20 protein-coding genes are annotated in these 26782 nt (G+C 72.7%); 12 read left to right on the top strand and 8 right to left on the bottom strand.

Going from position 1 to position 26782, the window contains the following annotated elements; all coding sequences use genetic code 11:
- The first annotated feature begins 181 nt into the window (after positions 1 to 181).
- On the top strand, positions 182 to 1120 hold the full coding sequence (locus tag R2737_07660) for an SDR family NAD(P)-dependent oxidoreductase (protein ID MEZ5116128.1): 939 nt from the start codon (positions 182 to 184) through the stop codon (positions 1118 to 1120).
- On the opposite strand, the gene R2737_07655 is transcribed toward R2737_07660, so the two are convergent.
- Positions 1117 to 2175 carry an SMP-30/gluconolactonase/LRE family protein gene (locus R2737_07655; protein ID MEZ5116127.1) on the bottom strand — a complete coding sequence of 353 codons (1059 nt, stop codon included), beginning with the start codon at positions 2173 to 2175 and terminating at the stop codon, positions 1117 to 1119. The two genes, R2737_07660 and R2737_07655, sit on opposite strands and share 4 nt — an antisense overlap.
- A gap of 69 nt (positions 2176 to 2244) precedes the next feature.
- On the opposite strand from R2737_07655, the gene R2737_07650 reads away from it, so the two are divergent.
- The 3 genes from R2737_07650 to R2737_07640 all read left to right on the top strand — a co-directional run bounded on the left by R2737_07650 (position 2245) and on the right by R2737_07640 (position 7102).
- Entirely contained in the window at positions 2245 to 3015 is a 771-nt protein-coding gene (locus tag R2737_07650) for a DUF2510 domain-containing protein (protein MEZ5116126.1), read from the top strand.
- Positions 3016 to 3158: 143 nt separating this feature from the next.
- Positions 3159 to 4952, top strand: a complete 1794-nt coding sequence (gene sulP, locus R2737_07645) for a sulfate permease (GenBank protein ID MEZ5116125.1) — start codon at positions 3159 to 3161, stop codon at positions 4950 to 4952.
- 182 nt (positions 4953 to 5134) lie between these two features.
- Positions 5135 to 7102, top strand: coding sequence for an AarF/UbiB family protein (locus R2737_07640; GenBank protein ID MEZ5116124.1), 1968 nt, complete (start codon positions 5135 to 5137; stop codon positions 7100 to 7102).
- A 71-nt stretch (positions 7103 to 7173) separates the two neighbouring features.
- Here R2737_07640 and R2737_07635 read toward each other — a convergent pair whose 3' ends face one another.
- Positions 7174 to 8172 carry a tocopherol cyclase family protein gene (locus tag R2737_07635; GenBank protein MEZ5116123.1) on the bottom strand — a complete coding sequence of 333 codons (999 nt, stop codon included), beginning with the start codon at positions 8170 to 8172 and terminating at the stop codon, positions 7174 to 7176.
- Positions 8173 to 8289: 117 nt separating this feature from the next.
- On the opposite strand from R2737_07635, the gene R2737_07630 reads away from it, so the two are divergent.
- Genes R2737_07630 through R2737_07620 form a run of 3 tightly spaced genes read left to right on the top strand, consistent with a single transcriptional unit; the run spans position 8290 to position 12299 of the window.
- Positions 8290 to 9816, top strand: coding sequence for a Re/Si-specific NAD(P)(+) transhydrogenase subunit alpha (locus R2737_07630; GenBank protein MEZ5116122.1), 1527 nt, complete (start codon positions 8290 to 8292; stop codon positions 9814 to 9816).
- A gap of 7 nt (positions 9817 to 9823) precedes the next feature.
- Positions 9824 to 11242 (top strand): Re/Si-specific NAD(P)(+) transhydrogenase subunit beta, encoded by a 1419-nt coding sequence (gene pntB / locus R2737_07625; GenBank protein MEZ5116121.1) that lies wholly within the window; start codon positions 9824 to 9826, stop codon positions 11240 to 11242.
- 37 nt (positions 11243 to 11279) lie between these two features.
- Positions 11280 to 12299: a diguanylate cyclase gene (locus tag R2737_07620; GenBank protein MEZ5116120.1), complete on the top strand. Its 1020-nt coding sequence runs from the start codon at positions 11280 to 11282 to the stop codon at positions 12297 to 12299.
- On the opposite strand, the gene upp is transcribed toward R2737_07620, so the two are convergent.
- A complete protein-coding gene (upp, locus tag R2737_07615; GenBank protein MEZ5116119.1) occupies positions 12284 to 12922 on the bottom strand; it encodes a uracil phosphoribosyltransferase in 639 nt (212 codons plus the stop codon). The genes R2737_07620 and upp overlap by 16 nt on opposite strands.
- Before the next feature lie 149 nt (positions 12923 to 13071).
- On the opposite strand from upp, the gene R2737_07610 reads away from it, so the two are divergent.
- Complete coding sequence (locus R2737_07610; GenBank protein MEZ5116118.1) at positions 13072 to 13548, top strand: tRNA adenosine deaminase-associated protein; 477 nt, start codon at positions 13072 to 13074, stop codon at positions 13546 to 13548.
- Positions 13545 to 14036 (top strand): nucleoside deaminase, encoded by a 492-nt coding sequence (locus R2737_07605; GenBank protein MEZ5116117.1) that lies wholly within the window; start codon positions 13545 to 13547, stop codon positions 14034 to 14036. The genes R2737_07610 and R2737_07605 overlap by 4 nt, the downstream gene beginning before the upstream one ends.
- Here R2737_07605 and R2737_07600 read toward each other — a convergent pair.
- Positions 14033 to 15259 carry an AI-2E family transporter gene (locus tag R2737_07600; GenBank protein MEZ5116116.1) on the bottom strand — a complete coding sequence of 409 codons (1227 nt, stop codon included), beginning with the start codon at positions 15257 to 15259 and terminating at the stop codon, positions 14033 to 14035. The two genes, R2737_07605 and R2737_07600, sit on opposite strands and share 4 nt — an antisense overlap.
- Before the next feature lie 77 nt (positions 15260 to 15336).
- On the opposite strand from R2737_07600, the gene R2737_07595 reads away from it, so the two are divergent.
- A complete protein-coding gene (locus R2737_07595; protein ID MEZ5116115.1) occupies positions 15337 to 18135 on the top strand; it encodes a cation-translocating P-type ATPase in 2799 nt (932 codons plus the stop codon).
- Positions 18136 to 18168: 33 nt separating this feature from the next.
- Here R2737_07595 and R2737_07590 read toward each other — a convergent pair whose 3' ends face one another.
- Both R2737_07590 and R2737_07585 read right to left on the bottom strand, forming a co-directional pair.
- Positions 18169 to 18660: a hypothetical protein gene (locus tag R2737_07590; GenBank protein MEZ5116114.1), complete on the bottom strand. Its 492-nt coding sequence runs from the start codon at positions 18658 to 18660 to the stop codon at positions 18169 to 18171.
- A gap of 61 nt (positions 18661 to 18721) precedes the next feature.
- Complete coding sequence (locus tag R2737_07585; GenBank protein ID MEZ5116113.1) at positions 18722 to 21697, bottom strand: hypothetical protein; 2976 nt, start codon at positions 21695 to 21697, stop codon at positions 18722 to 18724.
- 217 nt (positions 21698 to 21914) lie between these two features.
- Between R2737_07585 and R2737_07580 the strand changes: the two genes are divergently transcribed.
- Positions 21915 to 23138 (top strand): zinc ribbon domain-containing protein, encoded by a 1224-nt coding sequence (locus R2737_07580; protein ID MEZ5116112.1) that lies wholly within the window; start codon positions 21915 to 21917, stop codon positions 23136 to 23138.
- The gene (locus R2737_07575; GenBank protein ID MEZ5116111.1) at positions 23135 to 23986 is read left to right on the top strand and encodes a hypothetical protein; all 852 of its coding nucleotides are present in this window, start codon (positions 23135 to 23137) and stop codon (positions 23984 to 23986) included. The genes R2737_07580 and R2737_07575 overlap by 4 nt, the downstream gene beginning before the upstream one ends.
- A gap of 18 nt (positions 23987 to 24004) precedes the next feature.
- Here the strand turns inward: R2737_07575 and R2737_07570 are convergent, their stop codons facing one another.
- Both R2737_07570 and R2737_07565 read right to left on the bottom strand, forming a co-directional pair.
- Positions 24005 to 25498 (bottom strand): 4-hydroxyphenylacetate 3-hydroxylase N-terminal domain-containing protein, encoded by a 1494-nt coding sequence (locus tag R2737_07570; GenBank protein MEZ5116110.1) that lies wholly within the window; start codon positions 25496 to 25498, stop codon positions 24005 to 24007.
- Positions 25495 to 26739, bottom strand: a complete 1245-nt coding sequence (locus R2737_07565; protein MEZ5116109.1) for a hypothetical protein — start codon at positions 26737 to 26739, stop codon at positions 25495 to 25497. Before R2737_07565 ends, R2737_07570 begins: the two co-directional genes overlap by 4 nt.
- Positions 26740 to 26782: the final 43 nt, after the last annotated feature.

Here is a 26782-nt window from a genome sequence, read left to right as displayed (position 1 = left end):
CCCTCCCCTCCGTCGAAAGCCGGTGCCGGACCCGGCGTGGGCCGGCCCGGGTGTGGCGCAGGTCGCGCGGGGTCCCGGGTGATTCGGGTCCAACGGCCGTCGGTCCGGCGGTCGGGCCTTGCCAGGATCGGGAGGGACACCGGCGACTGTGCCTGATGCGACCTTGCCACGGAGGACTGACATGCGTGACCTGAACGGCCGACGGGTACTCGTCACGGGCGGCGCCCGCGGGATCGGGCTGGCGATCGCGGAGCGGTTCGCGCTCGAGGGCGCGGCGCTCGTGCTCACCGACCTCGACGGCCCGGGGGTCGAGGTCGCGGCGGCCCGGCTGCGCGAGCGCGGGGTCGACGCCGTGGGCTACCAGCTCGACGTGACCGACGAAGCGGCGATCCTGGCCCTGCGCGACCGCCTCGGCGACGAGGTCGGCCCGATCGACGTCCTGGTGAACAACGCGGGGACCGTGTTCGGCGGGCCGTTCGAGCAGGTCCCGATGGGTCGGCACCGCCTCACGTACGAGGTCAACACGATCGGCGTCGTCGCCATGACGCACGCGTTCCTGCCGGAGCTGATCGGGCGTCCGGAGGCGCACATCGTGGTCATCTCCAGCGCCTCGGCGCTCGTCGGCGTGCCGTTCGGGTCGACGTACGCCTCCAGCAAGTGGGGCGCGCTGGGGTTCGGGGAGTCGCTTCGGCTGGAGCTCAAGCAGCGCGGCCTGGACCACGTGGGCGTGACCACGGTGTGCCCCAGCTTCGTCAGCAGCGGCCTGTTCGACGGGTCGACGCCACCGCGGCTGACCCAGTGGCTGACGCCGGAGAAGCTGGCCGACCAGGTGCTGACGGGCGTCCGCCGGGACCGGTCGCTGGTGCTCACGCCGTGGCTGGTGAACCTGACCCCGGTGCTGCGCGGTCTGCTGCCCCCGCGGGTGTACGACTGGGCCGCGGACCTCTTCGGCGTCACCCGGTCGATGGCCTCGTGGCACGGCCACGCCGCCGGCCAGGGCGGTCCCGCGGTCGAGCGGATCGTCGCCGAGGCCGACATCGAGGTCGACGTCGAGGTGGACGACGAGGGCGGCGAGGTCGACGCCGAGGTGGAGGTCGACCTGATCGAGGTGGATCGCTAGGCGCCCGGGCGGCGTACCCGCGCCACCGCGTCCTCCTCGAGGCTGCCGAGGTACAGCCAGCCGTCGTGCTCGCGCACGCCGGTGACGTAGTGGTAGCGGTCGCCGGGTCCCTCCAGCACGACCCGGACCGAGCCGTCCGCGTCGAAGCCGACGACGAGCAGGCTGCGGGAGGCGTCCGGCTGCAGGGCGTCGGGCAGCGCCCACACGGCCTTGCGCAACGCGCCCGGCAGCGGGAGCAGCCGGTCCAGCAGCGCGTTGCGCTCGGACACGATCGGCATCCAGAACAGCCCGGACGGCCCGAGCGAGATGTTGTCGGGGAAGCCCGGCAGGTTGTCGAGCAGCACGTCGCGGGAGCCGGCCCGCTCGCCGGTCAGCCAGACCCGGGACACCCGGTAGCCACCGGTCTCGGCGACCATCAGGTGTGACTCGTCGGCCGACAGCGCGACGCCGTTGGCGAAGTCCAGGCCGGTGAGCAGCACGTCGACGGCACCGTCCGGTCCGCGGCGCATGAGCCGGCCGAGCCCCCGGTGCTCGAGCATGTCCCCCTTGAGGTGCGCCAGCGTGAACTTGCTGGACGACTCGGTGAAGTAGATGGTCCCGTCGCCGGCCACGGACGCGTTGTTGGTGAACGTGAGCGGTCGGCCGTCCACCGCGTCGACCAGGACGGTGACGGCGCCGGACGCGGGGTCCACCCCCAGCAGGCCGCGCTCGCAGTCGCTGACCACGAGCGTCCCGTCCGGGGCCAGTTCCACGCCGAGCGGCCGGCCGCCGGTGTGCGCGACCCGCTCGATCACCCGGCCCTCGTCGGTGATGCGCAGGATCGAGCCGTCGCCGACCCCGGTGTAGACGGTCCCTGCGGCATCGACGGCGATGTCCTCCGGGCCGCCTCCGGGGACCGGCCACAGCTCCAGGCCGTGGACGGCGTCGGTCGGCGCGAACGGCCCGGTCAGCCCCCGGTCCCGCGGCGGTGTCCAGCGGGCCGGGTCGAGCGACGGCTTGGGTGTCGGCTGCGGCGACGAGGACGGCGATGAGGACGGCGATGAGGACGTGGCCATGGGCCGACTGTAGAGACCGGTCGCGGGGTCGGGGTCGCCTCGCGGCGGGCGCCGACGTACGGTGCGATGGTGACCGTCGGCACCGGAGGGTCCCCGCCCGGACCCGCGCACGGCGCCGGTCCGCTCCCGGGCCTGGACGGCACGGCACCTCCCGTCGGCGCGTGGGGGCACGACCCGACCGGTCGGCACGAGTTCCGGTGGTGGGACGGCCGGCGCTGGACCGACGCGGTCGCGGATGCCGGGCGCACCTCGACCGAACCGCTCGCGGGGCTGGCGGTGCCGCCCGAGCACGGTGTGGGCCTGGACTCCTCCCGGCTCGTGCTCGTCGACGCGGGGTCCGGTGCGCCGGCGCCGCTGCGCGACGGCGCGGGTGGTCACGTGGGCTGGGTCCTCCCGCCGGCGCCCACGGCGCCGGCGACGCTCACCGTCGTCGACGACTGGAACCGACCGGCGGTGACCGCGACCTGGTCCCCCGTCGGCTACCAGGTCGGGTTCGACCGCCGCACCGTCGGGCTGGTGGGCCTGCGCGGGCCGACTCCGGTGAGCCGCTACCGGCTGGAGATCGTGGTCGGGGGTCGGGTCCGGGCGGTGCTGGACGCGACGACCGAGGACCTCGATGCCGGGACGGCGCGGCTGGTGGGGCCGGGCGGTCACCCGATGGCCGCCCTGGTGCTCGGACTGACGCTGGAGGGCGCCTCGTACCTGGGGATCGAGCGGCAGGTGCGGCTGCCCCAGCCGCTGGACGCGTGCGTGCTCGCCCTCGCCCCCGTCCTCGCCGCCGAGCTGCGGGCGCGGCACGCCTTCCGCGGCGGCCCGGCCGGCTGGTACGCCGGCACCTGACCCGCGCGTTCGCCTCCCGTTCTCCCGCCGTTTCTCCCGCCCTACGCGGCGCCGTCGCCCTACCGTGACGTCCCACGGAGCGTGCGGCGGCCCACCGGACGGCGGGGCGGCAGCTGACGGAGCGGACCGGGGAGGTGCGGTCGGTGGCGGTCTCGGCCCGGGCGGAGCAGCACGCGCCGTCCCTCGGCCGACGGCTCGGCCGGCTGGTCCCGGGCCTGGTCCGGATGCGCGACTACGACACCCGCCGCTACCTGCGCGGCGATCTCATGGGCGGCGTCACCGTCACCGCGTACCTCGTCCCGCAGGTGATGGCGTACTCGGTCCTCGCCGGGCTGCAGCCGCAGGTCGGCCTCTACGCGATCATCGTCACGCTGGCGATCTACTTCGTGCTCGGGACGTCCTGGCTGCTGTCCGTGGGACCGGAGTCGACCACCGCGCTGATGACCGCCGCCATCCTCGCGCCGCTCGCGCTGGGCGACCCCGCCCGCTACGCCGCGCTGGCGTCCACCCTCGCGCTGCTGGTCGCCCTCGCCGCGCTGCTGGCCTGGGTGCTCCGGCTGGGGTTCCTGGCCGACATGCTCTCCAAGCCGGTCCTGGTCGGCTACATGGCCGGCGTCGCCGTCATCATGATCGCCAGCCAGCTGGAGAAGGTGACCGGCGTCGACGTGGCGGGGGAGACCTTCCTCCAGCAGATCCGCTCCTTCGTGACGAACCTGCCCGAGTACGGGGTGTCCTGGCCCACACTCGCGCTGGGGCTCGGGGTCACGGTGTTCCTGCTGCTGTTCGCCCGCCGCTACCCGCGGATCCCGATGCCGCTGGTCGCGGTGCTGCTGGCGACGGCGATCGTCGCGCTCGTCCACCCGGACCCGGACACGATCAAGACCGTCGGCGAGATCCCCGCGGCCCTGCCGGAGCTCGGGCTCCCCAGCCTGTCCGGCGCCGACGTCTCCGTGCTGCTGCTCCCCGCCGTGGGCATCCTCGTCGTCGGCTACGCCGACAACGTGCTCACGGGTCGCACCTTCGCCGCCCGGCACCGGCACCGGATCGACAGCAACCAGGAACTGCTGGCCCTCGGGGCGGCCAACGTCGGCTCGTCCCTGGTCCGCGGGTTCCCCGTCAGCTCCAGCGCCAGCCGCTCGGTCATCGCCGAGGCCAGCGGTGCGCGTACCCAGGTCTACTCGCTGGTCGCCATCGCGGGCGTGGTCGTCGTCCTGCTGTTCCTGCGCGACGTGCTGGCGGCGTTCCCCAGCGCGGCTCTCGGCGGGCTGGTCATCTACGCGGCCCTGCGGCTGGTCGACGTCGCGGAGTTCCGGCGGCTGTGGCACTTCCGGCGACGCGAGTTCGCTCTCGCGGTCGGCGCGACGCTGGGGGTGCTGGTCTTCGACATCCTCTACGGGGTGCTGGTGGCGATCGCGCTGTCGATCGCCGAGCTGCTGGTCCGCGTCGCGCGCCCGCACGACGGCGTGCTGGGACGGGTTCCCGGGCTGGCCGGCTGGCACGACGTCGACGACTACGCCGACGCCCAGCAGGTCCCCGGCCTGGTCGTGTTCCGCTACGACTCCCCGCTGTTCTTCGCCAACGCGGAGGACTTCCTGGAGAAGTGCGAGGACGCCCTGGACGGGGCCGACCCGCCGGCGCGGTGGTTCCTGCTCAACGTGGAGGCCAACGTCGAGGTGGACATCACCGGCCTGGACGCGATGGAGCAGTTCCGCCAGGTCTGTGCCGACCGCGACGTGGTGTTCGCGCTGGCCCGGGTCAAGCAGGACCTGCTGATGCCACTGGAACGGCACGGCATCGCCGCTCGGATCGGCGCCGAGCACATCTACCCGACGCTGCCGACGGCGGTGGAGGGCTACGAGCGCTGGGCGGCGGAGAACCCGCCCGTCGAGAGGGCGGAGCCGGGAACGGACCCCCCGGACGGACCGCCGCGATCCTGACCGGCGTCGCCGACCTGACCGGAGTCGCCGACCTGACCGGAGATCGCCGACTCGACCGGCGCTGGTGCCGGACCCGCCGCCCGGGCCGGATGTTCGTGGGAGCATGCCCGGGTGCCGCGGACGGCCCCGGCCCCCGTGGGCCGTGAGCGCGCGCAGCGGACCGACGAGCGAGGAGCGGGCACGTGGTCACGGTGGCGGATGTGCTGAACGAGGTGTTCGGCATCCTCGTGCTCGCGCTGTTCCTGTTCGCGATCGGCTGGGTCTCGGGCCGGATCCTCGGGGTCCGGCGCGGCTTCTGGCGCGCCGCGGTCGCGGCGATCGTCGGCTACATCGCCGGGGACATCCTGATCAACGTCCAGTACGGCGGCCAGACCGAGTTCAACGACGTGGGCGACGCGGCCCGCCTCGGACTGGGGTTCATCGGCTACGTCCTGCTGGTGACGATGCTCACGAGCATCATCCTCGAGGTGCTCCTGCGGCCCCGGCCGGACCGCAGGGGTGTGCGGCTGCCCCACCCGATCCGCGCGATCAGGCGGCGGCTCGACACGGTCGGCCGGCTGCGCGACATCGTGCGGGCCGCTCGGCGCAACGGCCTGGTGGGCCGGCGCTTCCGGTCCGTCGCCGCGCTGTCCACGCCGGAGGGGGCCCACGCGCTGCGGCTGACCCTCGAGGAGTGCGGCGGCATGTTCGTCAAGTTCGGCCAGATCGCCTCCACCCGCGAGGACCTGCTGCCGGCGACGATGACGGAGGAGCTGGCCCAGCTGCGGTCCGCGGTCAAGCCGCTCCCGCCCGAGACGGTGCGGCGCGTGGTCGAGACCGAGCTGAGCGCGCCGCTGGAGTCGGTCTTCGCGTCGTTCGACCTCGAGGCGCTGGCGGCAGCGTCGATCGGCGTCACGCACCGGGCCACCCTGCTCGACGGCCGGGACGTGATCGTGAAGGTGCAGCGGCCCGACGTGGAGGAGGTCGTCCGGCGCGACGCCCGAGTCATGCAGTGGGCGGCCGGACAGCTGGAGCGGCGCTCGGACTCGGCCGCGCGCCTCGGCGTGCGCGGGCTGGTCGACGAGCTGGTGGCCGGGGTGATCGAGGAGCTGGACTTCACGCGCGAGGCGGCCAACAACGCGGCGATGCGCAGGGCGCGGGTCAACGATCCCGGCGTGGAGTTCCCCGAGATCTACCGCGCGATGACCACGCGCCGGGTCCTCGTCATGGACCGGGTGACCGGGGTGTCCGTCGACCACGAGGCCGCCGTCGACAGGTCCGGCGTGCCGCGCGACCAGCTCGCCGACCGGCTGCTGCACTCGTTCCTGGCCCAGGTCCTCAACGACGGGATCTACCACGCCGACCCGCACCCGGGGAACGTGCTCCTGGACAGCGCGGGGGAGATGTGGCTCATCGACTACGGAGCCGTCGGGCACCTCGACCCGGTCACGCTGGAGGCGCTGCAGCAGCTGGCGATGGGCTTCATGATGCGCGACCCGTCCCTGCTGGCCCGCGCGGTCCGGCGGCTGGCGGGAGCGCAGGGCGAGGGCCTGGACATGGTCGCCCTGGAGTTCGAGCTCGGGGTCGTCCTGACCGACGTCTCCACCGGCGGCTTCGACCCCGCCGCGCTGCAGCAGGTGGTCCGGGTGCTGCGCCGGCACGGGGTCCCCGCGCCCCGCGCGCTGACCGTCCTGGCCCGGGCGGCGCTGACGCTGGAGGGGACGCTGCGCCTGGTCGACCCGGAGTTCCGGATGGCGGTGCGTGCGCAGGAGGAGCTGCCGAGCATCGTGGGCGTCGAGCAGCTCAACCCGCGCGACATGCTGGTGAAGGAGGCCGTGCGCGCCGTCCCGTCGCTGCGGGCGCTTCCCCAGCTCACCGAGGACATCGCGCTGCAGGCCCGGTCCGGCCGGCTCACGCTGCGGACCGCCCGCGACGACGTCGACACCGGACAGCTGGACCGCTGGGTGGACCGGGCGCTGCTGGCGTCGCTCGGCATGCTCGGGCTGCTGAGCTCGTCGCTGCTGCTGGTGGCGGGCGGCCTCGCGGGCAACGAGGAGTTCGCCACCTACCTGCGCGCGATCGGCTTCGTCGGCATCATCGTGTCCACCGCGATCCAGATGCGCGTCGTCGCCCAGATCCTGCGCCGGCGGCCGCCGGGCGACAACGGCTGAGCGCGTCCGGCTGATCGCGAGTCGGGCTGACCGCGACTCGGGCTGACCGCGACTCGGCTGACCGCGACCCGCTACCGGGTCCCGACCGCGAGCAGGCGGTCCAGGTCGCCGACGACCTCCAGCGCCGCCACGCCGGCGGTGGTGTCCAGGACCCTGCGCCCGCCGGCGTCGTGCAGCGTGACGTGCACCCGGGCGTCGAGGGTCTCCTCGACCCGCTCGTGCATCGAGGTGCGCACGGGGGCGTGCAGCAGGCCGCCCCGGGTCCGCTCGGCCACCAGCTCGATCCGGCCGTCCGGTCCGGTCAGGCCCCAGCGCACGTGCGCGTCGTCGATCTCCAGGTGGGTCTCGCGCGCCCCCGTGTAGGTCGCCCAGCGGTACAGCCGGTCGCGCGTCCGCAGGCCGACGATGAATCCCCGGAACGACCCGCGCAGCCACGGGATCAGCGCCACCGAGGCGGTCAGGCAGGCGTCGGGGTCGGCCGCGAGGTGGTTGGAGTGCACCCAGACGTACCCGGCCGGGAAGGCCTGGCCCCAGTCCTTCTCCAGGTAGCCGCGGCCGCCGTCGAAGGACACCGGGGCACCGTCGACCTCCAGCGACCCGGCCAGGCCGTGCCCGAACGAGCAGATCCCGTGGTAGCACTCCATGAACGGGACCCAGGAGTACCAGCCCATGATCCCCGGCGACCCGAGCGTCACCGGCCAGGGGTCGAGCGGGTCGGTGAACGCCACCTGGCCGCGCAGCAGCCCGTCCGGCAGGTCGAGGTCGACTCCCCGTTCGGTGAACCGGCTCGGGCCGACCCGGACGTCGAAGCGGTCCGGTGACGCCCAGAAGTCGGCGACGTCGTAGCGCAGGTACCAGCTGCGCCCGGTCGACCCGTCCAGCACCTGCACGAAGGCGTGGTCGTCCCCGTCCGTCCCGAGGAAGACGCCGGGGATCACCGCCCACGGCGCCGACCGGTCCGCGGAGACCAGCTTGACGTACCAGCCCTCGAAGAAGCCCGACCGGACACCCCGGCCGTGGTAGCCGTCGGGCCGCAGCACCGACCGCACCCGCTGCACCGGACCTCTCACCCGGCACAGGGTAGGGCCGCTCGGGACGAAAGTCCCCATGGAGCCGGACCCTCGGCGGCCGAGGCGGCCGGGGGCCTCCGATAGTTTCTCGGAGGCAGTGTCCCGGAGGGAGAAGTCGTGATCATCGGAGTCCTCAGGGAGTCCCGGCCGGACGAGACGCGGGTCTCCGCGACCCCCGCGACCGTGGCCCAGTTGGAGAAGATCGGCTACCAGGTGGTGGTCGACGCGGGCGCCGGTGCCGAGTCCGAGTTCCCGGACGAGGCCTTCGTCGCCGCCGGCGCCACCATCGGGGACGCGGCGGCGGCCGACGTCGTGTTCGGCATCAACGCGCCGTCGAGCGAGCAGCTGGACCGGATGCGCCCGGGCACCACGCTGGTCTGCCTGCTGGCGCCGGCGCTCAACCCCGAGCTGCTGCAGGACCTCGCGCGGCGCGGCATCACCTCGCTCGCCATGGACGCGGTCCCGCGGATCTCGCGCGCCCAGTCGATGGACGTGCTGTCCTCGATGGCCAACATCGCCGGCTACCGGGCCGTCATCGAGGCCGCGAACGTGTTCGGCCGGTTCTTCACCGGCCAGGTCACCGCGGCGGGCAAGGTCCCGCCGGCGAAGGTGCTCGTGGTGGGCGCCGGCGTGGCCGGCCTGGCCGCCATCGGCGCGGCGGGCAGCCTCGGCGCGATCGTGCGCGCCACCGACCCGCGCCCGGAGGTCGCCGACCAGGTGCAGTCCATGGGAGGTGAGTACCTCGCCGTGCAGGCCGCCGACGTCGAGGTCAGCTCCACCGGCTACGCCAAGGAGATGTCGGACGACTACAACCAGCGCGCCGCCGCGCTCTACGCCGAGCAGTGCCAGGACGTCGACATCATCATCACCACCGCGCTCATCCCCGGGAAGCCGGCGCCGAAGCTGATCACCGCGGACATGGTCGCGAGCATGCGGCCGGGCAGCGTGCTGGTGGACCTGGCGGCCGCGAACGGTGGCAACATCGAGGGCACCGTCCCCGGGGAGAAGGTCGTCACGCCCAACGGCGTCACGATCATCGGCTACACCGACATGCCGGGGAGGCTGCCGACGCAGGCCTCCCAGCTGTACGGCACCAACCTGGTCAACCTGATCAAGCTGATGACGCCCGGCAAGGACGGCGAGCTCGTCCTGGACTGGGACGACGTCGTCCAGCGCTCGGTCACGGTCACCCGCGACGGCGACGTCACCTGGCCGCCGCCCGCGGTCCAGGTGTCCGCCGCCCCGGCGCCCGCCGCCGCGGCCGCGCCCGCCCAGGCACCGGCGCCGCCCGAACCGCCCCCGGCCAGCAGGCGCTACACGATGGTCGGCGTCGTGGCAGCCGCGCTGCTGCTGCTCGTGGCCGCGGCGCCGGAGGCGCTGCGCGGGCACCTCACCGTCTTCGCGCTCGCCATCGTCATCGGCTACTACGTCATCGGCAACGTGCACCACGCCCTGCACACGCCGCTGATGTCGGTGACCAACGCCATCTCCGGGATCATCATCGTCGGCTCGCTGCTGCAGATAGGCCACGGTGACGCAGTGATCACGACGGTGGCCTTCGTCGCGACGCTGCTGGCCAGCATCAACGTCTTCGGTGGATTCGCCGTGACCCGCCGCATGCTCTCCATGTTCACCAGGAGCTGACGCCGACATGACCGTCGAGTCCATCGCCGTAGCGGCGTACCTCGTCGCTGCGCTGCTGTTCATCATGGCCCTGGCCGGGCTGTCCAAGCACGAGACGGCCAAGGCCGGCAACAACTACGGCATCGCCGGCATGGCGGTCGCCCTGGTGGCGACGATCGCCCTGGCGGTCACCCGTGACATCGACTCGCTGGGCCTGATCCTGATCGGCGTCGCGATGGTCGTCGGCGCCGGCGTCGGGCTGTGGCGGGCGCGCGTGGTCGAGATGACCGGCATGCCCGAGCTGATCGCGCTGCTGCACTCGTTCGTCGGCCTGGCCGCGGTCCTGGTGGGGTGGAACGGCTACCTGCTCGTCGAGGGCGGGGCCGACCCGGCCGAGGTGGCGCTGCTCGAGCTGCAGGGGACGCTGGGGATCCACCACGCCGAGGTCTTCATCGGCGTGTTCATCGGTGCGGTGACGTTCACCGGGTCGATCGTCGCGTTCCTCAAGCTGTCGGCACGGATGGACTCCAAGCCGATGGTGCTGCCGGGCAAGAACGCCCTCAACATCGGCGCGCTGGTGGCCTTCGCCGCCCTGACGGTGTGGTTCGTGATCACGCCGCAACTGTGGCTGCTGATCGTCGTCACGGTGATCGCCCTGCTGCTCGGCTGGCACCTGGTCGCGTCCATCGGCGGCGGTGACATGCCCGTCGTGGTGTCGATGCTCAACAGCTACTCCGGGTGGGCAGCAGCGGCATCGGGCTTCCTGCTCGAGAACGACCTGCTCATCATCACCGGCGCCCTCGTCGGCTCCTCCGGTGCCTACCTGTCGTACATCATGTGCAAGGCGATGAACCGCTCGTTCATCTCCGTCATCGCCGGGGGCTTCGGCATCGAGGCGGGGCCGACCGACTCCACGGAGTACGGCGAGCCCAACGTCGTCGACGCCGAGCAGGCGGCGGACCTGCTGGTGAACGCCAAGTCCGTCATCATCACCCCGGGGTACGGGATGGCGGTGGCGCAGGCGCAGCACGGGGTCGCCGAGCTCACCCGCAAGCTGCGGGAGGCCGGTGTCGAGGTGCGTTTCGGCATCCACCCGGTGGCGGGCCGGCTGCCCGGCCACATGAACGTGCTGCTCGCCGAGGCGAAGGTGCCCTACGACATCGTCCTGGAGATGGACGAGATCAACGACGACTTCCCGGACACCGACGTCGTGCTGGTCATCGGCGCCAACGACACGGTGAACCCGGCCGCGGAGGACGACCCGGCCAGCCCCATCGCCGGCATGCCGGTGCTGCGGGTGTGGGAGTCCGGCCAGGTCATCATCTTCAAGCGGTCGATGGCGTCGGGCTACGCCGGGGTGCAGAACCCGCTCTTCTTCCGCGACAACAGCGCGATGCTGTTCGGCGACGCCAAGGACCGGGTCGAGGACATCCTCCGGGCGCTCTGAGCAGGACACGGCGCTCGGCAGTTCCTAGCGTGGTGGTATGAGCGGGTCAGCCGGCGAGCTCCACCCGCGTCCGGGCTCCGGGCGGGACGATCGGCCGGTCACGCGACGGGTGCGGCCGTCCGCCCCCGGGTCTGTGCTCGCCGGCATCCAGGTCTTCTTCGGCGTGGTCCTCGCACTGTTCGCCCTGTTCCCGCCCCTTCCGGTGACGCCGCAGGCGGTGTACGGGACCCTCTCGCTGTGCTGCCTGGCGCTGGCCGGATTCACCCTGCTCGCGGTGCCGCGCCTGCCCGCCTCGTGGCTGGGCGTCTCGGCGGCCGTGACCGGGCTGGTGTTCGCGGCCGTCACGCTCTTCGTGAGGACTCCGCAGGGCCAGGTAGGCGCCGGGCTGGCGTTGGTGCTGCCCGCCGTCTTCGCCGCCCTCTACGTGTCGCGACGGGCGCTGGGCTTCCTGCTCGCCCTGCTGCTGGGTGCGTGGGTGATCGCCCTGGCGCTCAATCCCGTGCTGCCGGGTGCCCTGGTCTGGGCCTTCGGCGTCTCCGGCACCGTCGCCGGCGTGGCCTTCCTGGTCTCCAGCCTGGCGCACCGGCTGAGGTTCCAGGCCGAGCACGACGCCCTGACCGGCTCGCTGAACCGCTATGGCCTCGAGACCCGCAGCCGGATCGTGCGGGGTGTCGTGGCCCGGTCCGGCGCTGCCGCGTCGGTCGCGCTGATCGACCTCAACGACTTCAAGCGCTTCAACGACACCCAGGGGCACCGCGCCGGGGACGACCTGCTGCGGGATCTCGTCGCTGACTGGTCGCCGCAGCTGCGGGCCGGCGACCTGCTGGCACGCTACGGGGGCGACGAGTTCGCCCTCGTGCTGCCCGGCACCGACTCGGCGCAGGCGGAGGCGCTACTCGCGAGGCTGCGTACGGGGGCGCCGGGAGTGTGGACGGGGGGCGTGGCGTCCTGGTCGGCCGACGAGAGCGTGTACGAGGCGCTCGCGCGGGCCGACGACGCGCTGTACCAGGCGAAGGAGGCGCGTCGGGACCGGGCCGACGGTCAGACCACGCCGTAGAGGCGGTCGCCGGCGTCACCGAGGCCGGGGACGATGTAGCCCTTGTCGTTGAGCCGGGTGTCCAGCGCCGCCGTCACGACGGTGACGTCCACGTCGCGGTCGAGGTACGCCTGCTCGACGCGCTGCAGCCCCTCCGGGGCCGCCAGCAGGCAGATCGCGGTGACGTCGCGCGCCCCCCGCTCCAGCAGCAGGTCGATCGCGGCCACCAGGGTGCCGCCGGTCGCGAGCATCGGGTCGAGTACGTACACCTGGCGGCCGCTGATGTCGGAGGGCAGCCGGTCGGCGTACGTGTGCGCGATCAGGGACTCCTCGTCGCGGACCATGCCGAGGAAGCCGACCTCGGCCGTCGGCATGAGCCGCACCATCCCGTCGAGCATGCCCAGCCCGGCGCGCAGGATCGGGACCACCAACGGCTTGGGCGCGTCCAGGTGCACCCCGCGGGCCTCCGCCACCGGAGTCGTCACGGTCATCGGCCGGGTCCGCAGTCCCCGGGTGGCCTCGTACGCGAGCAGCGTCACCAGTTCCTCCGTCAGCGCGCGGAAGGTCGGCGACTCGGTGCGCTCGTCACGCAGGGTCGTCAGCTTGTGGGCGATGAGCGGGTGGTCGGCCACGAGGGTGCGCATGCCGCGAGGCTAGTGCCGCCCCGGTGGGGGCGCGGGCACGGGGAGAGATCTGCCACAGGTCGCCCGGACCCGGTGACGCCGTCGGGCCCACCGTGCCACGATGCCGACCGACGCCCCACGGCGTCGGCCGGTGACCGCAGGAGGTCCACGTGAACGACGAGGCGCTCGACTTCGCGTTGGCTGCCTGGCGGGAGGAGGGCCGATGGTCGGTCTCGTCGATGCCTCCCCGCGTCGCCGAGGGCCTGGACACGCTGGTGAAGGCGCTGCGGCAGCTGCCCGGTGAGGGCGGCTCCCTCGGGTTCGTGTCGGTGGCCGACGAGTTCCTGCTGGTGATCCGGGTCGCCGGGGAGTCGGTGCGGCTGGTGCTGTCCGACCTCAACGCCGCGTACGACTGGCCGCTGGCGGAGCAGGCCGCCGACCTGCTCGGCATCGAGCTGCCCGACGACGAGGACGAGCTGGACGAGCCGGAGCCGGCGGGTGACGTGACGCTGCTGGCCGACCTCGGGATGGACGCGGCCGAGCTGGACGTGCTGTGCAGCGACCCGGAGCTGTTCCCCGACGAGCAGTTGGCGTCCATCGCATCCCGGCTGGGCTTCGCCACCGAGGTCGAGCGCGCGCTGGCATGAGCGACGTGGGCGCCCGGGCGTCCGACCACGTTGCGGCCATGCGGCTGGCCCTGGCCCTGGCGGAGGGGGCACCCGCGTCCGACGACGTCCCCGTGGGAGCCGTGGTCCTGGACCCGGACGGCATCGTGGTGGGCCGCGGTGTCAACGAGCGTGAGCTCACCGGTGACCCGACCGCGCACGCCGAGGTCGTGGCCCTGCGCGAGGCCGCCGCCGCGGTGGGCCACTGGCGGCTGGACGGGTGCACCCTGGTCGTCACGATGGAGCCGTGCCCGATGTGCGCGGGCGCGCTGGTGCTGGCCCGGGTGGACCGGCTCGTGTTCGGCGCGTGGAACGACGCCTACGGTGCCGCGGGATCGGCCTGGGACCTGGTGCGTGACCGCCGGATCGCGCACCGGCCGGAGGTGGTCGGCGGCGTCCTGGCGGACGAGTGCGGCGCGCTGGTGCGGCGCTTCTTCGCCGACCGGCGCGACGCCGGGGTGCAGCCCTAGCCCTCCGCCTTCTCCGCGGCGGCGACGCTGCTCTCGTCGATGACCGTGCCCGACTCTCCCAGGTCGAACTCCGCCTCGGGGTCGCGCAGCTGAGGCAGCAGCTCGTGCCGCTTCGCGTAGATGTCCAGCAGCGCCAGCAGCATGGCCGCCACCGGCACCGCGAGGAAGGCGCCAGCCACGCCGAACAGCGCGGCTCCCAGCATGACCGCGCCGAACGACACGGCGGGGTTCACGTTGACCGCGCGGGCGCTGATCTTCGGTTCGATGGTGAGGTTCTCCACCTGCTGGTAGAGCAGGGCCCAGACCAGCGCGTACACGCCCACCCACGGGTTGTCGCTGAGCAGGCCGACGATGACCGGCAGGATGATCGCGATGTACGTACCGATCGTGGGCACGAACTGGGCCACGATGCCGGTCCACAGTGCCAGCGCCAGCCAGTACGGCATGTCGATGATGAGGAACACGATCCCCGTCGTGGCGCTGTTGATGGCGGCGAGCACCACCCGGGCGCTGATGTAGTTGCCGGTCTTGACCGCGGTGAGGTCCCAGACGTTGACGACGACCGCCTGGATCCGCGCCGGGAACAGGGCGGCCACCCAACGGCGGAACCGCGGACCGTCGGCCGAGAGGTAGAACGTGAACAGCCCGAACGTGAAGATGCTGAACACGGCCCCGAGGACGGACCCGAGGACCCCGAGGACGTTGACCCCGACCTCGGCGGCGATCTCCGCGATCTGGCTGGGGCTGAGGTTCAGCGAGTTGAGGATGTCGTTGACGCTGAGGCTCATGTCGAACGTCGTGTTGACCCAGGCCAGCGCGGACTCGAGCAGGCTGGGCACCGAGTCGATGATCTCCGCGATCTGCTGCACGAGGAGGTTCCCGAAGGCGAGCAGGAACAGCGCCACCGCCAGGATGAAGCTGATCATCACGATCATCGTCGCGACGCCGCGGCGCATGTGCCGGGCCAGCCGGTCGACCGCGGGCGCCATCGCCAGGGACGCGAACCACGACATCAGCACGGTGAAGATGACGCTGCCGCCGTCGTCGAGGACGAAGGACAGGAACAGCGCGATGGCGATGACGCCGACGACGGTGAACCCGACCCGCCAGATGTTCGCCGGCGAGAGGGTGACCTCGAGGGAGCGCCCGGACCCCCCGGGTGGCGAGGTCTCGGCCGGGCCATCGGCCGACCCCGTCGGGGCCGCCGCCGCATCAGACGCCATCGGACTCCACTTCCGCACCTCGACGCCGGTCCGTCGAACCGGCCTATGGTGGCACGGAGATCCTCAGGGAGGCGGTCATGACGGCACCGACGGCATCGACGGCAGCGGCGGAGCAGGGGGAGCGTCGGTGGTGGTCGCTCACCCCTGACGACGTGGCGGCGCAGGTCGGCACCGACCTCGCCAGCGGCCTCACGCCGGACGAGGCCGCACGGCGACTCGCGGCCGACGGCCCCAACGCCGTCGCGGCCGAGCCCCAGCCCTCCGTGTGGGCGGTGGCCCTGACCCAGCTCAAGGACCCGATGAACCTGATGCTGGTCGCCGTGGCCGTGGTCAGCCTGCTCATCGGTCAGATCTCCACCGGAATCCTGGTAGCGGTCCTGGTCGTGCTGAACGTGGTGCTCGGCACCCGGCAGGAGATGGCGGCGCGGGCCAGCGTGGACGCCCTGGCGAAGATGCAGATCCCGCAGGCCCGGGTGGTGCGCGGCGGATCGCTGGTCCAGGTCCCCGCCACCGACCTGGTGGTGGGGGACCTGGTCAACCTGGAGGCCGGCGACCTGGTGCCCGCCGACGGGCGGTTGGTGCGCTCCGCCAGCATGGAGACGCAGGAGGCAGCCCTCACCGGGGAGAGCGCCCCCGTGGCGAAGGACCCCGGGGTCCTGCCGGACGAGGACGTCGCGCTCGGAGACCGCTCGGACATGGTGTTCCAGAACACCTCGGTCACGCGGGGCACGGCCGGCATGGTCGTCGTGGCCACCGGGATGCGGACCCAGATGGGCCAGATCGCGGCGATGCTGTCGGCGGTGCCCCCGAGCCGGTCACCGCTGCAGCGCGAGCTGGACGGGCTCACCAAGGTGCTGGGCGTCATCGCCTGGGGTGCGGTGGCCCTCATCGTCGTCCTCGGCCTGCTCCGCGGCCAGGACTGGCAGTCCGTCCTCCTCCTCGGCATCGCGATGGCCATCTCCGCCATCCCCACCGGCCTGCCCACGTTCGTGCAGGGGATGCTGTCGTACGGCGCTCGTCAGCTCGCCGAGCACCAGGCCGTGGTGAAGAACCTCACCGACGTGGAGACGCTCGGCGCGACCAGCGCCATCAACTCGGACAAGACCGGCACCCTCACGATGAACGAGATGATGGTGCGGTCCCTGTACTACCGCGGGCACTGGTACACGGTGGAGGGGGAGGGCTACAAGAAGTCCGGTGCGATCCGGCACGCCGCCGGCGAGGCGGAGCCCGACTTCACCAACCTCGCGCTCGGCCTGTGCCTCGACAGCGACGCGACCGTCTCCGACTCCGGCGACGTGGTCGGGGACCCCACCGAGGCGGCGCTCGTGGTCCTGGCCGCCAAGGTCGGGGTCGACGCCGAGGAGACCCGGCGCGCCTACCCCCGGGTGGCGGAGGTCCCGTTCGACTCCGCGTACAAGTTCATGGCGACGTTCCACCACGTCACCGACCGCCACGGTCAGCACCTCCTGCTCGAACTGGTCAAGGGAGGCCCGGACGTCGTCCTGGACCGATGCGCCAGCGCGTTCCTGGACTCCGAGACCCCCGTGCCGCTGGACCAGGTGCGTCAGCAGATCCTCGACGCCAACCGCGAGATGTCCGAGAAGGGCCTGCGGGTTCTGGCCTTCGCGATCCGCGACGTCAGCGGTCACGAGGACGAGGTCGGAGCCGACCCGATGTCCTTCGTCCAGGACCTCGCGTTCGTCGGCATGGTCGGGATCATCGACCCGCTGCGCCCCAGCGCGGTCGACGCCGTGCGGACCGCGCAGCACGCGGGCATCGAGGTCCGGATGATCACCGGTGACCACGCGATCACCGCGGCCGCGATCGGTGCCGAGCTCGGCCTGGGGCCTGGGGCGCTGAGCGGGACCGATCTGCACGGGATGACCGACGACGAGCTGCGGGCGGCACTGCCGAACGTCCACGTCTTCGGCCGCGTGACGCCGCAGGACAAGCTGCGGCTGGCGCGCCTGATGCAGGAGAACGGCGACATCGTCGCGATGACCGGTGACGCGGTCAACGACGCCGCTGCCCTGAAGCAGGCCGACATCGGGGTCGCGATGGGGTCCGGCAGCGAGGTCACCAAGCAGGCCGCCAAGATGATCCTGACGGATGACCACTTCGGCACCCTCGTCACCGCGATCCGGCTGGGACGCAGCATCTACGAGAAGATCGTGTCCTACGTGCGGTTCCAGATGAGTCAGCTGCTGTCCCTGGTGCTGCTGTTCCTCGTCGCGAGCGTCTTCAACATCAACGAGGGCGTCGCGATGACGCCGCTCATGGTGCTGTTCCTCAACTTCTTCGTGGCCAGCTTCGCCGTGGTCGCGATCGTGCTGGATCCCCCGGCGCCGGGGCTCATGGACCGGCCACCGCGCGACCCGTCGCTGCCGATCGCCAACCGGCGCTCGGTGGGGCAGTGGCTGTTCTACGGGACGGTGCTGTTCGTCGCGACGCTCGTCGCCCTGCTGTTCGGGCCCGGTGACCTCAGCACCGAGGTGCCCAGCGTCCCCATGACGATGGCGTTCGTCGTCATGGGGTTCGGCACCGTCCTCAGCGGTCTGGTGATGAGGCGCGACCCCGAGTCCGGCCTGCTGCCGCCCATCATGACCGCGCTGAAGGTGCTGGCGATCCCCGCTGCCCTGATGGTCGTCTCGGTCGAGTGGACCTTCTTCCAGAAGCTGCTGGCGACCACGTCGCTGTCGGGTGGGCAGTGGCTGGCCAGCCTTGGCCTGGCTCTGGTGCTGCCGGTCGTGGTGGAGCTGGAGAAGTGGGCCCGGCGGGTCCGCGCGCGTCGGCACGAGGGTCCGGTCCCGGTTGACCCGGTCGCCGCAGTCACCCCGGGCCGGGGCCGGGCCACCGTCGGCGTCTCCGGCTAGTACCGCTGCTGGTACCCGCCGGTGTGCGTGCGGTCAGCGGCGGGTCGTGACGACCTCTGTGCCGTCGGCCAGTCCGATCACGGCCAGGCCTCGACGTACGTCCAGGACGTGATGCTCCAGGTCGTGCAGCAGGTGCTGGCACACGGCGTCAACGGTCGCGGGGAACGGCCAGAAGTCCGTCACGGTCCCCAACTGGTCGACCGTCAGGGCCGACACGAACGACACGGCCGTCTCGGCGGCCTGGCCCAGGGTGACCGCGACCGGCACGGGCGGCAGGCCGAGCGTGTCCCGGCAGCCGTCGATGTTCGCCACGGTCACCTCGACGATGTGGTCGGCGTACTCGACCGCCGACCAGGTCTGCGCCTCCGGCCGTACGTCCGCGTCGGCGTGCCGGGCCAGGTCAGCCAGTGCCGCGTAGCCGGCCGTCAGCCTCCCCCGAAGATCCATGGCCTCGCGCCCGTCGAACCCGCACTCGTCGCACAGTTCCGCAAGCCGCCCGTCCACGTCACGGATGCCGTAGGTCACGAAGGGTCCTTCCGGTCAGCCAGGCGGAGTCCACGGTCGCGGTCCTCGCAGCGACCGCCGGTCAGGAGCCGTCGGGGATGCCCATCTGGTAGATGTCGTTGCTTCCGCCGACGGTGTCCTGCCACGCCAGCGTGCCGTCCAGCAGGTCGGGGAAGCCCTGCTGGCCCCGCGGGTCCGCCATCTCGTAGTAGGTGCCGGTGGCGAACGAGTAGCCGCGCAGTTCGGTGTCGACGAACCCGGCCTTGCTGATCTGGTTGATGAGCCCCGGCATCAGGCCGGTGACCTCGGACCACACCACCAGGTCGCCGTCCAGGGCGATCCCGAACGGGGACGCGTCCTCCGTCAGCGTGGTCACCTTGTCCGCCGCCAGGTCGTACACCATCACCCGGCCCACGCCGAGGGGCTCGTCGATCACGGCGATCCGGTCGCCGGACATCGCCAGCCCGCCGCTGGGGACGAAGATCCCGCCCGCCCGGGCGAACCCGTGCTGACCGAGCACGCGCACGCGGTCCGTCGCGGTGTCCCACAGGGCGAGCGTCCCGTCCTCGAGGTAGATCGCGACCCGGGTCCCGTCGGTCGCCAGGTGCGCGATCGGCGGACCGACGTCCAGCGTCCTCGCGGTGCCGAGGCTCAGCGGCCGGAAGCGCACCGACGAGCCACGCGGGCCCCAGTCGGACCACACCGCGGCGGTCTCGCTCACGGCCGGACCCACCGTGGGGTCGACCGAGGAGGAGAGGGTCACGGACTCCTTGGTGGAGATGTTGCGCAGCACCGCGGAGTCCAGCTCGTTGCCGCGGGCGTCGATCTGCACCACGGTCTCCGCGACCCAGTCGCCGTGCGCGCCCGTCCGCAGCGCCATCCGGTCGCCGGGGCCCAGCGCGGTCGAGCTCGGCTGACCGGCGACGCCCAGGACGGTGCGCGACAGCAGCCGCCCCTCGAACTGGGTGTAGACGACGCCCCGGCCGGTCACCTGCGGCCGGGTCTTCACCAGGGAGGACGCGGCCACGTACGGTCCGAGCTCCGCCGGGACGGTGCAGCCGCGGCACAGCTTGCTGAGCTGGAACTGCTCCAGCACCAGCCGCTGCTCGGTGCCGCCGAGGCCCTTCACCTCGGTCATCGCCCGCTGCACCGCCTCAGCCGCGTCGACCAGGTCGCTGGTGCTGTCGAGGTACAGCGTCGTCGCGCGGTTGACCGCCTTGTCGAAGGCACGGGCCCGGGGGGAGTTGATGAGGTCGCCCCCGTCCAGCCCGGCGAGGCGGACCCGTGCCTTCCACAGTGCGTTGGTCCACACCATGCTGTTGACGTGCCCGTCGTCCCCGATGAGGGTGGCCAGGCCGAACGGGTCGACCAGGGTGAACGCGAAGTCGTCGAAGGTGGCGCCGCTGTTGATGTCGCGCAGGCCCCGCTGCCCGTTGGTCATCTCCGCGCAGAACGGCTCGGACTCCAGCTCGTAGCAGGCGAAGTGCGCGCCGGTCGTGCTGATCTGCTTCAGCGTGCGGTTCTGCACCAGCACGCCGAAATAGTCCGACGTGCCCTCGTCGATGGCGCCCTGCTGGACCCGGTTGGCGCCGGCGAAGTCCAGCGCGTTGGTGTGCGTGACGCCGTGCGTCACCTCGTGGCCGACGATGTAGAGGTCGGCGTACGTGCGCACCATCGGCTTGCCGTTGGGCTGCGGGCACGGGACGCCGATCATCATCCGGGACTCGCCGGGCACCGTGGCGAAGAAGGCGTTGTCCATGCAGACGTCGCCCTGCGTGAAGTTGAGGACCACGAGCAGGGGGCTGTTCCTCCCGTCGAACGACAGGCGGCCGAACTCCGTGCGGTAGTAGTCCAGCACCTGCCGGGCCGACCACATCGCCATCACGGCGTCGGTGCTGGGCTGACGGCCGCGGGGGAAGCGCAGGACCGGTCCCACGGCGTTGGTCCGGCCGTCGAGCCGGCTGCCGTCGAACAGGACGATGAGCCCCTTCTTGGTGGCGCGGTTGGCCTTCGGCCCGGTCGCGTCGACCATCGCCAGCGACCCGTCGGCGAGGCGCTCGGCGTTGACCTGGACGGTCCGGCCGTCGGGCAGGGTGCCGCGGACCTTCACCGCGCGGCCGCGCGGCGGGAGGGTGAAGTCGTACTTGCCCAGGTCGGGGGTCGTCGCGGCCCGCACGGCGGCGGTGCGTCCGCTCGACCCCGTTGCGGTCAGCGCCGGGTCGGTGCCCAGCGGGCGGCTCCCCAGGACGGCGCCGGTCTGCGCGTCCACGAACACCATCGCCGGACCGGTGTCGAGTCCCAGGTTGCGGCCGGTGCCGGTCTCCTGCCGGTCGGCCTGCCCGGCCACGGTGACCGCCGCGCGCCACGCCAGCCGCGCCTCGGACGGGCCCGCGTACACGACCAGCTCCGGCGGCCCGGCGGGCACTGCGCCGACCGCCCGCGTGACGGTGGCGGCGGCCTGGGCCGCCGTGACCGTGGGGGTCGTGTCCACGTCGCCCACGGGGAGCAACGTCCCGCGGACCAGCGAGATCTCACCGCCGTCGCCGCTGCGGGTGACCGGGACGACGAGCGAGCCACCGTCGACCGGGATGCCCCGGTAGACCTGGGGGAGCCGCAGCGGGGCGACGCCGTCGGCCGCGTACGGCTGGGCGACGAACTCCACCGACGCGGCGGCGTCCGGGCCGAAGACGTCGCCGTAGGCCTCGAGGAACCCCTGGGCCACGTCCACCGGCTCGCCCGGGCCCGCGAAGCGCCCGCCGGACAGGTCGCGGGCGTAGCCGTAGGTGTCGTCCTGGCGGACCTGCCACCCGGAGGTCGTGGCGCTGCGCAGCTCGCGCACGAGCGCATCGAGCTCGGCCACGCGCTGCTGCTGCGCATCCGCTCCGACCGACGCGGCGTACAGGTCGGAGGTGAGGACGGTCGGGGACTCGGCCGGCTGGGTGGTGTCGCCGAGCCCGGTCGTCAGGGCCGACCCGCCGGCGCAGCCGCTGAGAACCAGTGCCGCGCACGCCATCGCGGCCCCCGCCAGGGCGGCGCGCCCCCGTCGTGCGCGGACCATCGCCACGCCCCCTCCCGAGCCTGCAGCGCCCCGTGATCGGGACGCCAGGATCCTAGGCGCGGGTCGGCCCGCGGAACAGGGTTTGCCCGTCGTACGTACGGACCCTCCCGCCGAGGTCCCGGGTGCCCTACCATCCGGCCCGTCAGAGGGTGTCCCGCCCTCGCCGGCGTGGGGAGGCCGCGTGTCGTCGGACCAGTCGGACAGCGCCGATGGTGGGGTGCCCGCCCCGCCGGTGACGTGCCCGCGCTGCGCTACCAGCAACCCCGCCGCGGCCCGCTTCTGCCAGGCGTGCGGGGACTCGTTGCGGGAGACCGAGAAGCGCTCGGCCTACGCGGCGAACCCGTCGGAGTCGGTGGCCTCGTTCGCCGTCGTCAGCACTCTCATGCCGCATGCGTCGGACCGCACTCCCCAGACCTACCGGTGGGCGCTGGCCGTGGGGTTGGCGATCCCGGTTCTGGCCTGGGCCTTCGGGGCCCTGCCGTTCGCGCTGGCCACCGCCGTGTTCGTCGTGCCGGTCGTCTACGTCGTCTACCTCTACGACATGAACCTGTGGGAGGACGCGCCGGTCCCGGTGGTGCTGGCCGCGTTCGCGCTCAGCGGCGCGCTGGCGGTCGGTTTCACCTGGCTGTGGCGGTACGTCCTGTTCGGCGATGCGCTGTCGCTGTCGCTGAGCCGCAAGGCGGGCACCTTCGACCTCACGCAGTTCCTGGTGCCGTCGGTTCTGGTCCCCGTGGTGGCGATGGTGCTGATGCTCATCGGCCCGCTCTACCTGGCCTCCCGCCCGGCCTTCGACGACCTGATGGACGGCCTCACCTTCGGGGTCGTGTCGGGCGTCGCCTATGCCGCGTTCGAGACGCTGGTGCTCAACTGGTCGCTGCTGCGCAGCGGCGCGGAGACCGCGGACGGCTCGGTCTGGCTGTCGGTCATCATCACCGCCGCGCTGATCAAGCCGCTGGTCTACGGCAGCGCGGCCGGCCTGGCGGCGGCCCAGTTCTCCGGCCTCGGAGAGGGGTACGCCGGCTTCACCGGGACCTTCGTGGTCCGCACGCTCGAGGCGATGCTGTTCCTCGTCGCGTTCCAGGCCGGCCTCTACCTGACCGGCCTGGTGGAGGGCGCCACCGGAGCCGTCCTGGGCATGCTGTGGGGCCTGCTGGTCGCGCTCGTCGCCCTGCTGCGGGTCCGCACGGCGCTGCACAAGGGGCTCATCGAGGGCGCCCTGGAGGCGGCGGCCCGGGCCAGCGGGTCCAAGTGGGCCGCCGGTCAGGAGACGTTCTGCGCCGAGTGCCGGATGCCGCTGCTGGAGGGCGCGCTCTTCTGCGTGGCGTGCGGTGAGTCGGTCCGGGCCCGGCCCAAGACCGGCCCCCGACCGGCCGTCCCGGCGCCGGCGGGGTCCGCCCCCGGTGGGTCCACACCCGTTGACGGCGGGGAGGGGTCCGCATGAGCACCCCCGCGCCGCCGCCCCCGCCCGGCTACGTCCCCGCCGCGCCGCTCCCCCCGGTGACGCCGCCGCCGTCGCAGCAGGCGCGCAGCCGGCTCAACCCGTGGGTCCTGGTCGGTGCCGTCGTCGTCCTCGTCCTGGTGGCCGGTGGCGTCGTGCTGCTGCTGGCGCGGTCGGGCGGCCCGGTCCAGGCGGCCAGTGTCGCGTCGCCGTCGGCGACGGCGGAGCCCACCGGCGAGCCCACGCCGTCACCCATCAGCGACCAGCCGACCCCGACGTCGGAGCCGCTGCCGACTGAGGAGCCGACCGAGTTCCCCACCGAGGAGCCGACCGTCCAGCCGACGGAGGAGCCGACCGACCTCGGGGTCACCGAGACCCCGACACCGGAGCCGACCGTGCCGGACGGCGAACTGGTCGACTTCGGCGGCGCGGTCACGTTCGTGCTGCCGCCCGGCTGGCAGGTCGACCAGATCGACCAGGGCAACGCGGCGCTGATCTCCTCCGACGAGGCGATGGCCCTGATCCTGACCCGCGCCGGGTTCCAGAAGTCGACCGCGGAGGACGTCCTCGCCCAGTACGTCCAAGGCGCGCTGTCGGAGCAGATCGAGGGGCTGAAGCTGGCCGAGGTGGTCCCGCTGCAGTCCAACTCCGCGAACATCGTGTCCGCGGCGCTGCAGGAGTACGAGGGGTCGCTGGTCAGCCAGCAGGGGTCGGTCCCGGTGCAGGGCGTGATGTTCGCGCTGCTGCGGCAGGACGGCGTGGTGGCGCTGGCGGACTTCACCTACCTGCGCGGCGCTGACATCGTCGACGACGTCAACGCGATCATGTCGTCGATCGCTCAGTCGTTCTGACGCAGCGGGTTTCAGCCGCTACGTCTGGGGGTCGATGCCGGCCAGCCGTCGGGCCATGGCCTTGTCGGCCTCCAGGTCGATCTCGCGCGCGATCTGGACCCGCTGCGCCTGCGGTGACCCGGCGCCGTGCAGGGACTCGGTGAGGTAACCCACCGCGTTGCGGCCCATGGTCAGGTTCTCGATCAGTCGCAGCATCCGGACCCGGTGCTCGGTGGGCACGTCCGGGGAGCTGGACAGGTACTTCTGCAGCAGCGGTCCGACCTCGGGGTCGAGCAGGTCCCGCTCCCCGGGCATGGTCGCCACCAGCCCGCCGGCGACGTCCTGCGCGAGCCGGGCCAGCTCGTACGGGAAGCGGGTCACGTTGTGCTTGCACACGTTCGCGAGCAGGCCGTCGTTCTGGTAGTTGCCGGCCGCGGTCGGGGTGGACTGGTACGACGACGCGATGCCGGTCCCGAAGACGGTCTCGTTCAGGTGCGCCATCTCGACGATCTTGTCCCGCACGTGCGAGGCGCGGGCCACGCCCTGCCACTCCGCGATCTGGGCCGTGGCGCCGATGAGGACGTCGCCGAGGCCGGTCTTGCACACGTACGAGCGCCGGTGGAAGGCGGTGAACCGCTCGACCAGGGGCGCGGCGAACTCGAACTCGCCGTCGAGGAACACGTACTCGTCCGGGACGAAGACGTCGTCGATGAGGACCAGGGCCTCCTGCCCGGCGTAGCGGGCGTTGCCGACGTCGATGTCGCCGCCCTCCAGCGCCCGCGTGTCGCAGGACTGCCGGCCGAGGACGTACGTCAGCCCGGGGTGGTCGACCGGGATCGCGGCCGCGACGGCGTAGTCGCGGTCCTCCTCGCCCATCCGCATGGTCGGCATCACGACCAGCCAGTGGCTGTTGAGGCAGCCGGTCTGGTGGGCCTTGGCCCCGCGGATGACGATGCCGCCGTCGCGACGCTCGACCACGTGCGTGTACAGGTCGGGGTCGTGCTGCTGCGACGGACCCTTGCCCCGGTCGCCCTTCGGGTCGGTCATCGCGCCGCCGATGACCAGGTTCTCCTCCTGGCAGTAGGCCAGGAACGAGCGCAGCCGGGCGTGGTAGTCGGTGCCGTGCGCGGCGTCGCACTCGTACGTGACCGACCACAGCGCGTTGAACGCGTCCATGCCGACGCAGCGCTGGAAGCAGGTCCCCGTGTCCTGCCCGAGGCGGCGCTGCATCCGGTTCTGCATGACCACGTCGTCCGCGGACTCGGCGACGTGCAGGAAGCGGTTGACCCGTCGTCCGGTGAGTGACGAGTGCGCCGTGGCCAGGGCCGGGTCCTCGACCGCGAGGTCGTACGTCCGGGCCACGGCGTTGACGGACGGCCGCACCACCGGGTGGTCCACGGGCTCGGCCACGCGCTCGCCCAGGTAGTGCACCCGCAGGTCCCGCCCGCGCAGGCTGGCGATGTAGTCGTCCCCGGTCACGATCCCGCGGGGAACCCGGGCCCACACGTCGGTACGCGGCTCGGTGCTGGTCACGACGCGACGCTCCCCGAGTCGGCGGTCAGCCAGCGCAGCAGATGGGGGTAGACGTCGTCATGGTTGAGCAGCGACAGGTGCCCGACGCCGCCGAGATGGGCGCCGTCGTGGAACTCCAGCGCGACCCGGCGGGTGGTGGCCGCGCCGCGGGCGCTCGGGTGGCGCACCAGGCCGTCGCCGACCAGTCGGCCGGCGGGGTGCTGCGGGTCGCGCGTCACCGCGGCAGCGACGTAGTAGTAGGTGACGTGGTCCAGCAGCGCCACGTCCGTGGACGTGTCGGTCAGGAACGCCTCGGCCTCGTCGTGCAGCCAGTCCTCGTCCACGATCCGCCCGTAGCGCAGGTCCTTGATGCCCACGCTGCGGGCCCCGAGCAGGCGGGCCAGCGGGGCGCTCTCCGGCAGCCGTGACAGCAGTCGGTCCGCCACGTGCGCGGCCTTCTCGACGTGCGAGCCGCCGTGGGGGGTGCCCAGAGTCACCACCGTCCCCAGCCGTGGTACCCAGGCAGCGTCGTGGACGTCCCCGTAGTGGCCGGCGCTGCGGATGACGAGCCCGCCCATCGAGTGCCCGACCAGGTCGATGCGCTCCACGGGGACGGGCCATGCGGCGACGAGGTCGTCCAGCAGGAGGGCGAGGGACCGACCGTTGGCGCTGATCCGGCGCCCGGTGTTGTAGCGGACGTACACGGCCGTCGTGCCGAGGTCGTCGGCGAGCCGGTCCCCGTAGGAGGGCAGCGAACGGTCCGGGCCGGAGCCCAGCCACCAGGAGGAGTCGCTCTCGCTCAGGCCGTGCAGGAACACCACCAGTCGCGGCGTGGCCGTCGGGAAGGCCGCCGCCACCCCGTCGGGGTCGAGGGGCGTGTCGTGGTGGTCGACCCGGACCGCCATCGGCACGGACAGCGCCGGATGGCGCTCCTCGATCCGGTCACCCCACAGGCCGTTGACGGCCGGGACGACGAACCGCCCCGACGGGGAGTGCGACGGCGGGGGAGCCTCGGCGTCGGAGGTCCGGGCCCAGATCTCGGCGCCGAGGACCGGGGCCCACCGGTGCGCGGCCTCGACGCCGGCGTACACCAGGTGAGTCACGGCCCCCTGGGCCGCGGTCACCGGCTGCGCGACTGCCGGGAGTGCGGCCTCGACCCGGTCGGACACCGCGCGGTGGACGTCCCTCACGATGCCGACGGTGCCTGCGGCGGCCTCGCCGATCAAGCCGCCCGCCGCGCGCAGCTCCGCGTGCCGGTCCATCGGACCACCGTCCTCCTCGTCACACCGGTGCGACGCCCCGGCC

The sequence above is a fragment of the Candidatus Nanopelagicales bacterium genome (genome assembly GCA_041393815.1).
GTDB lineage: Bacteria > Actinomycetota > Actinomycetes > S36-B12 > JAWKJK01 > JAWKJK01.
The sequence above is the reverse complement of the archived record's forward strand: the minus strand, read 5'-3'. Positions and strand labels throughout refer to the sequence as shown.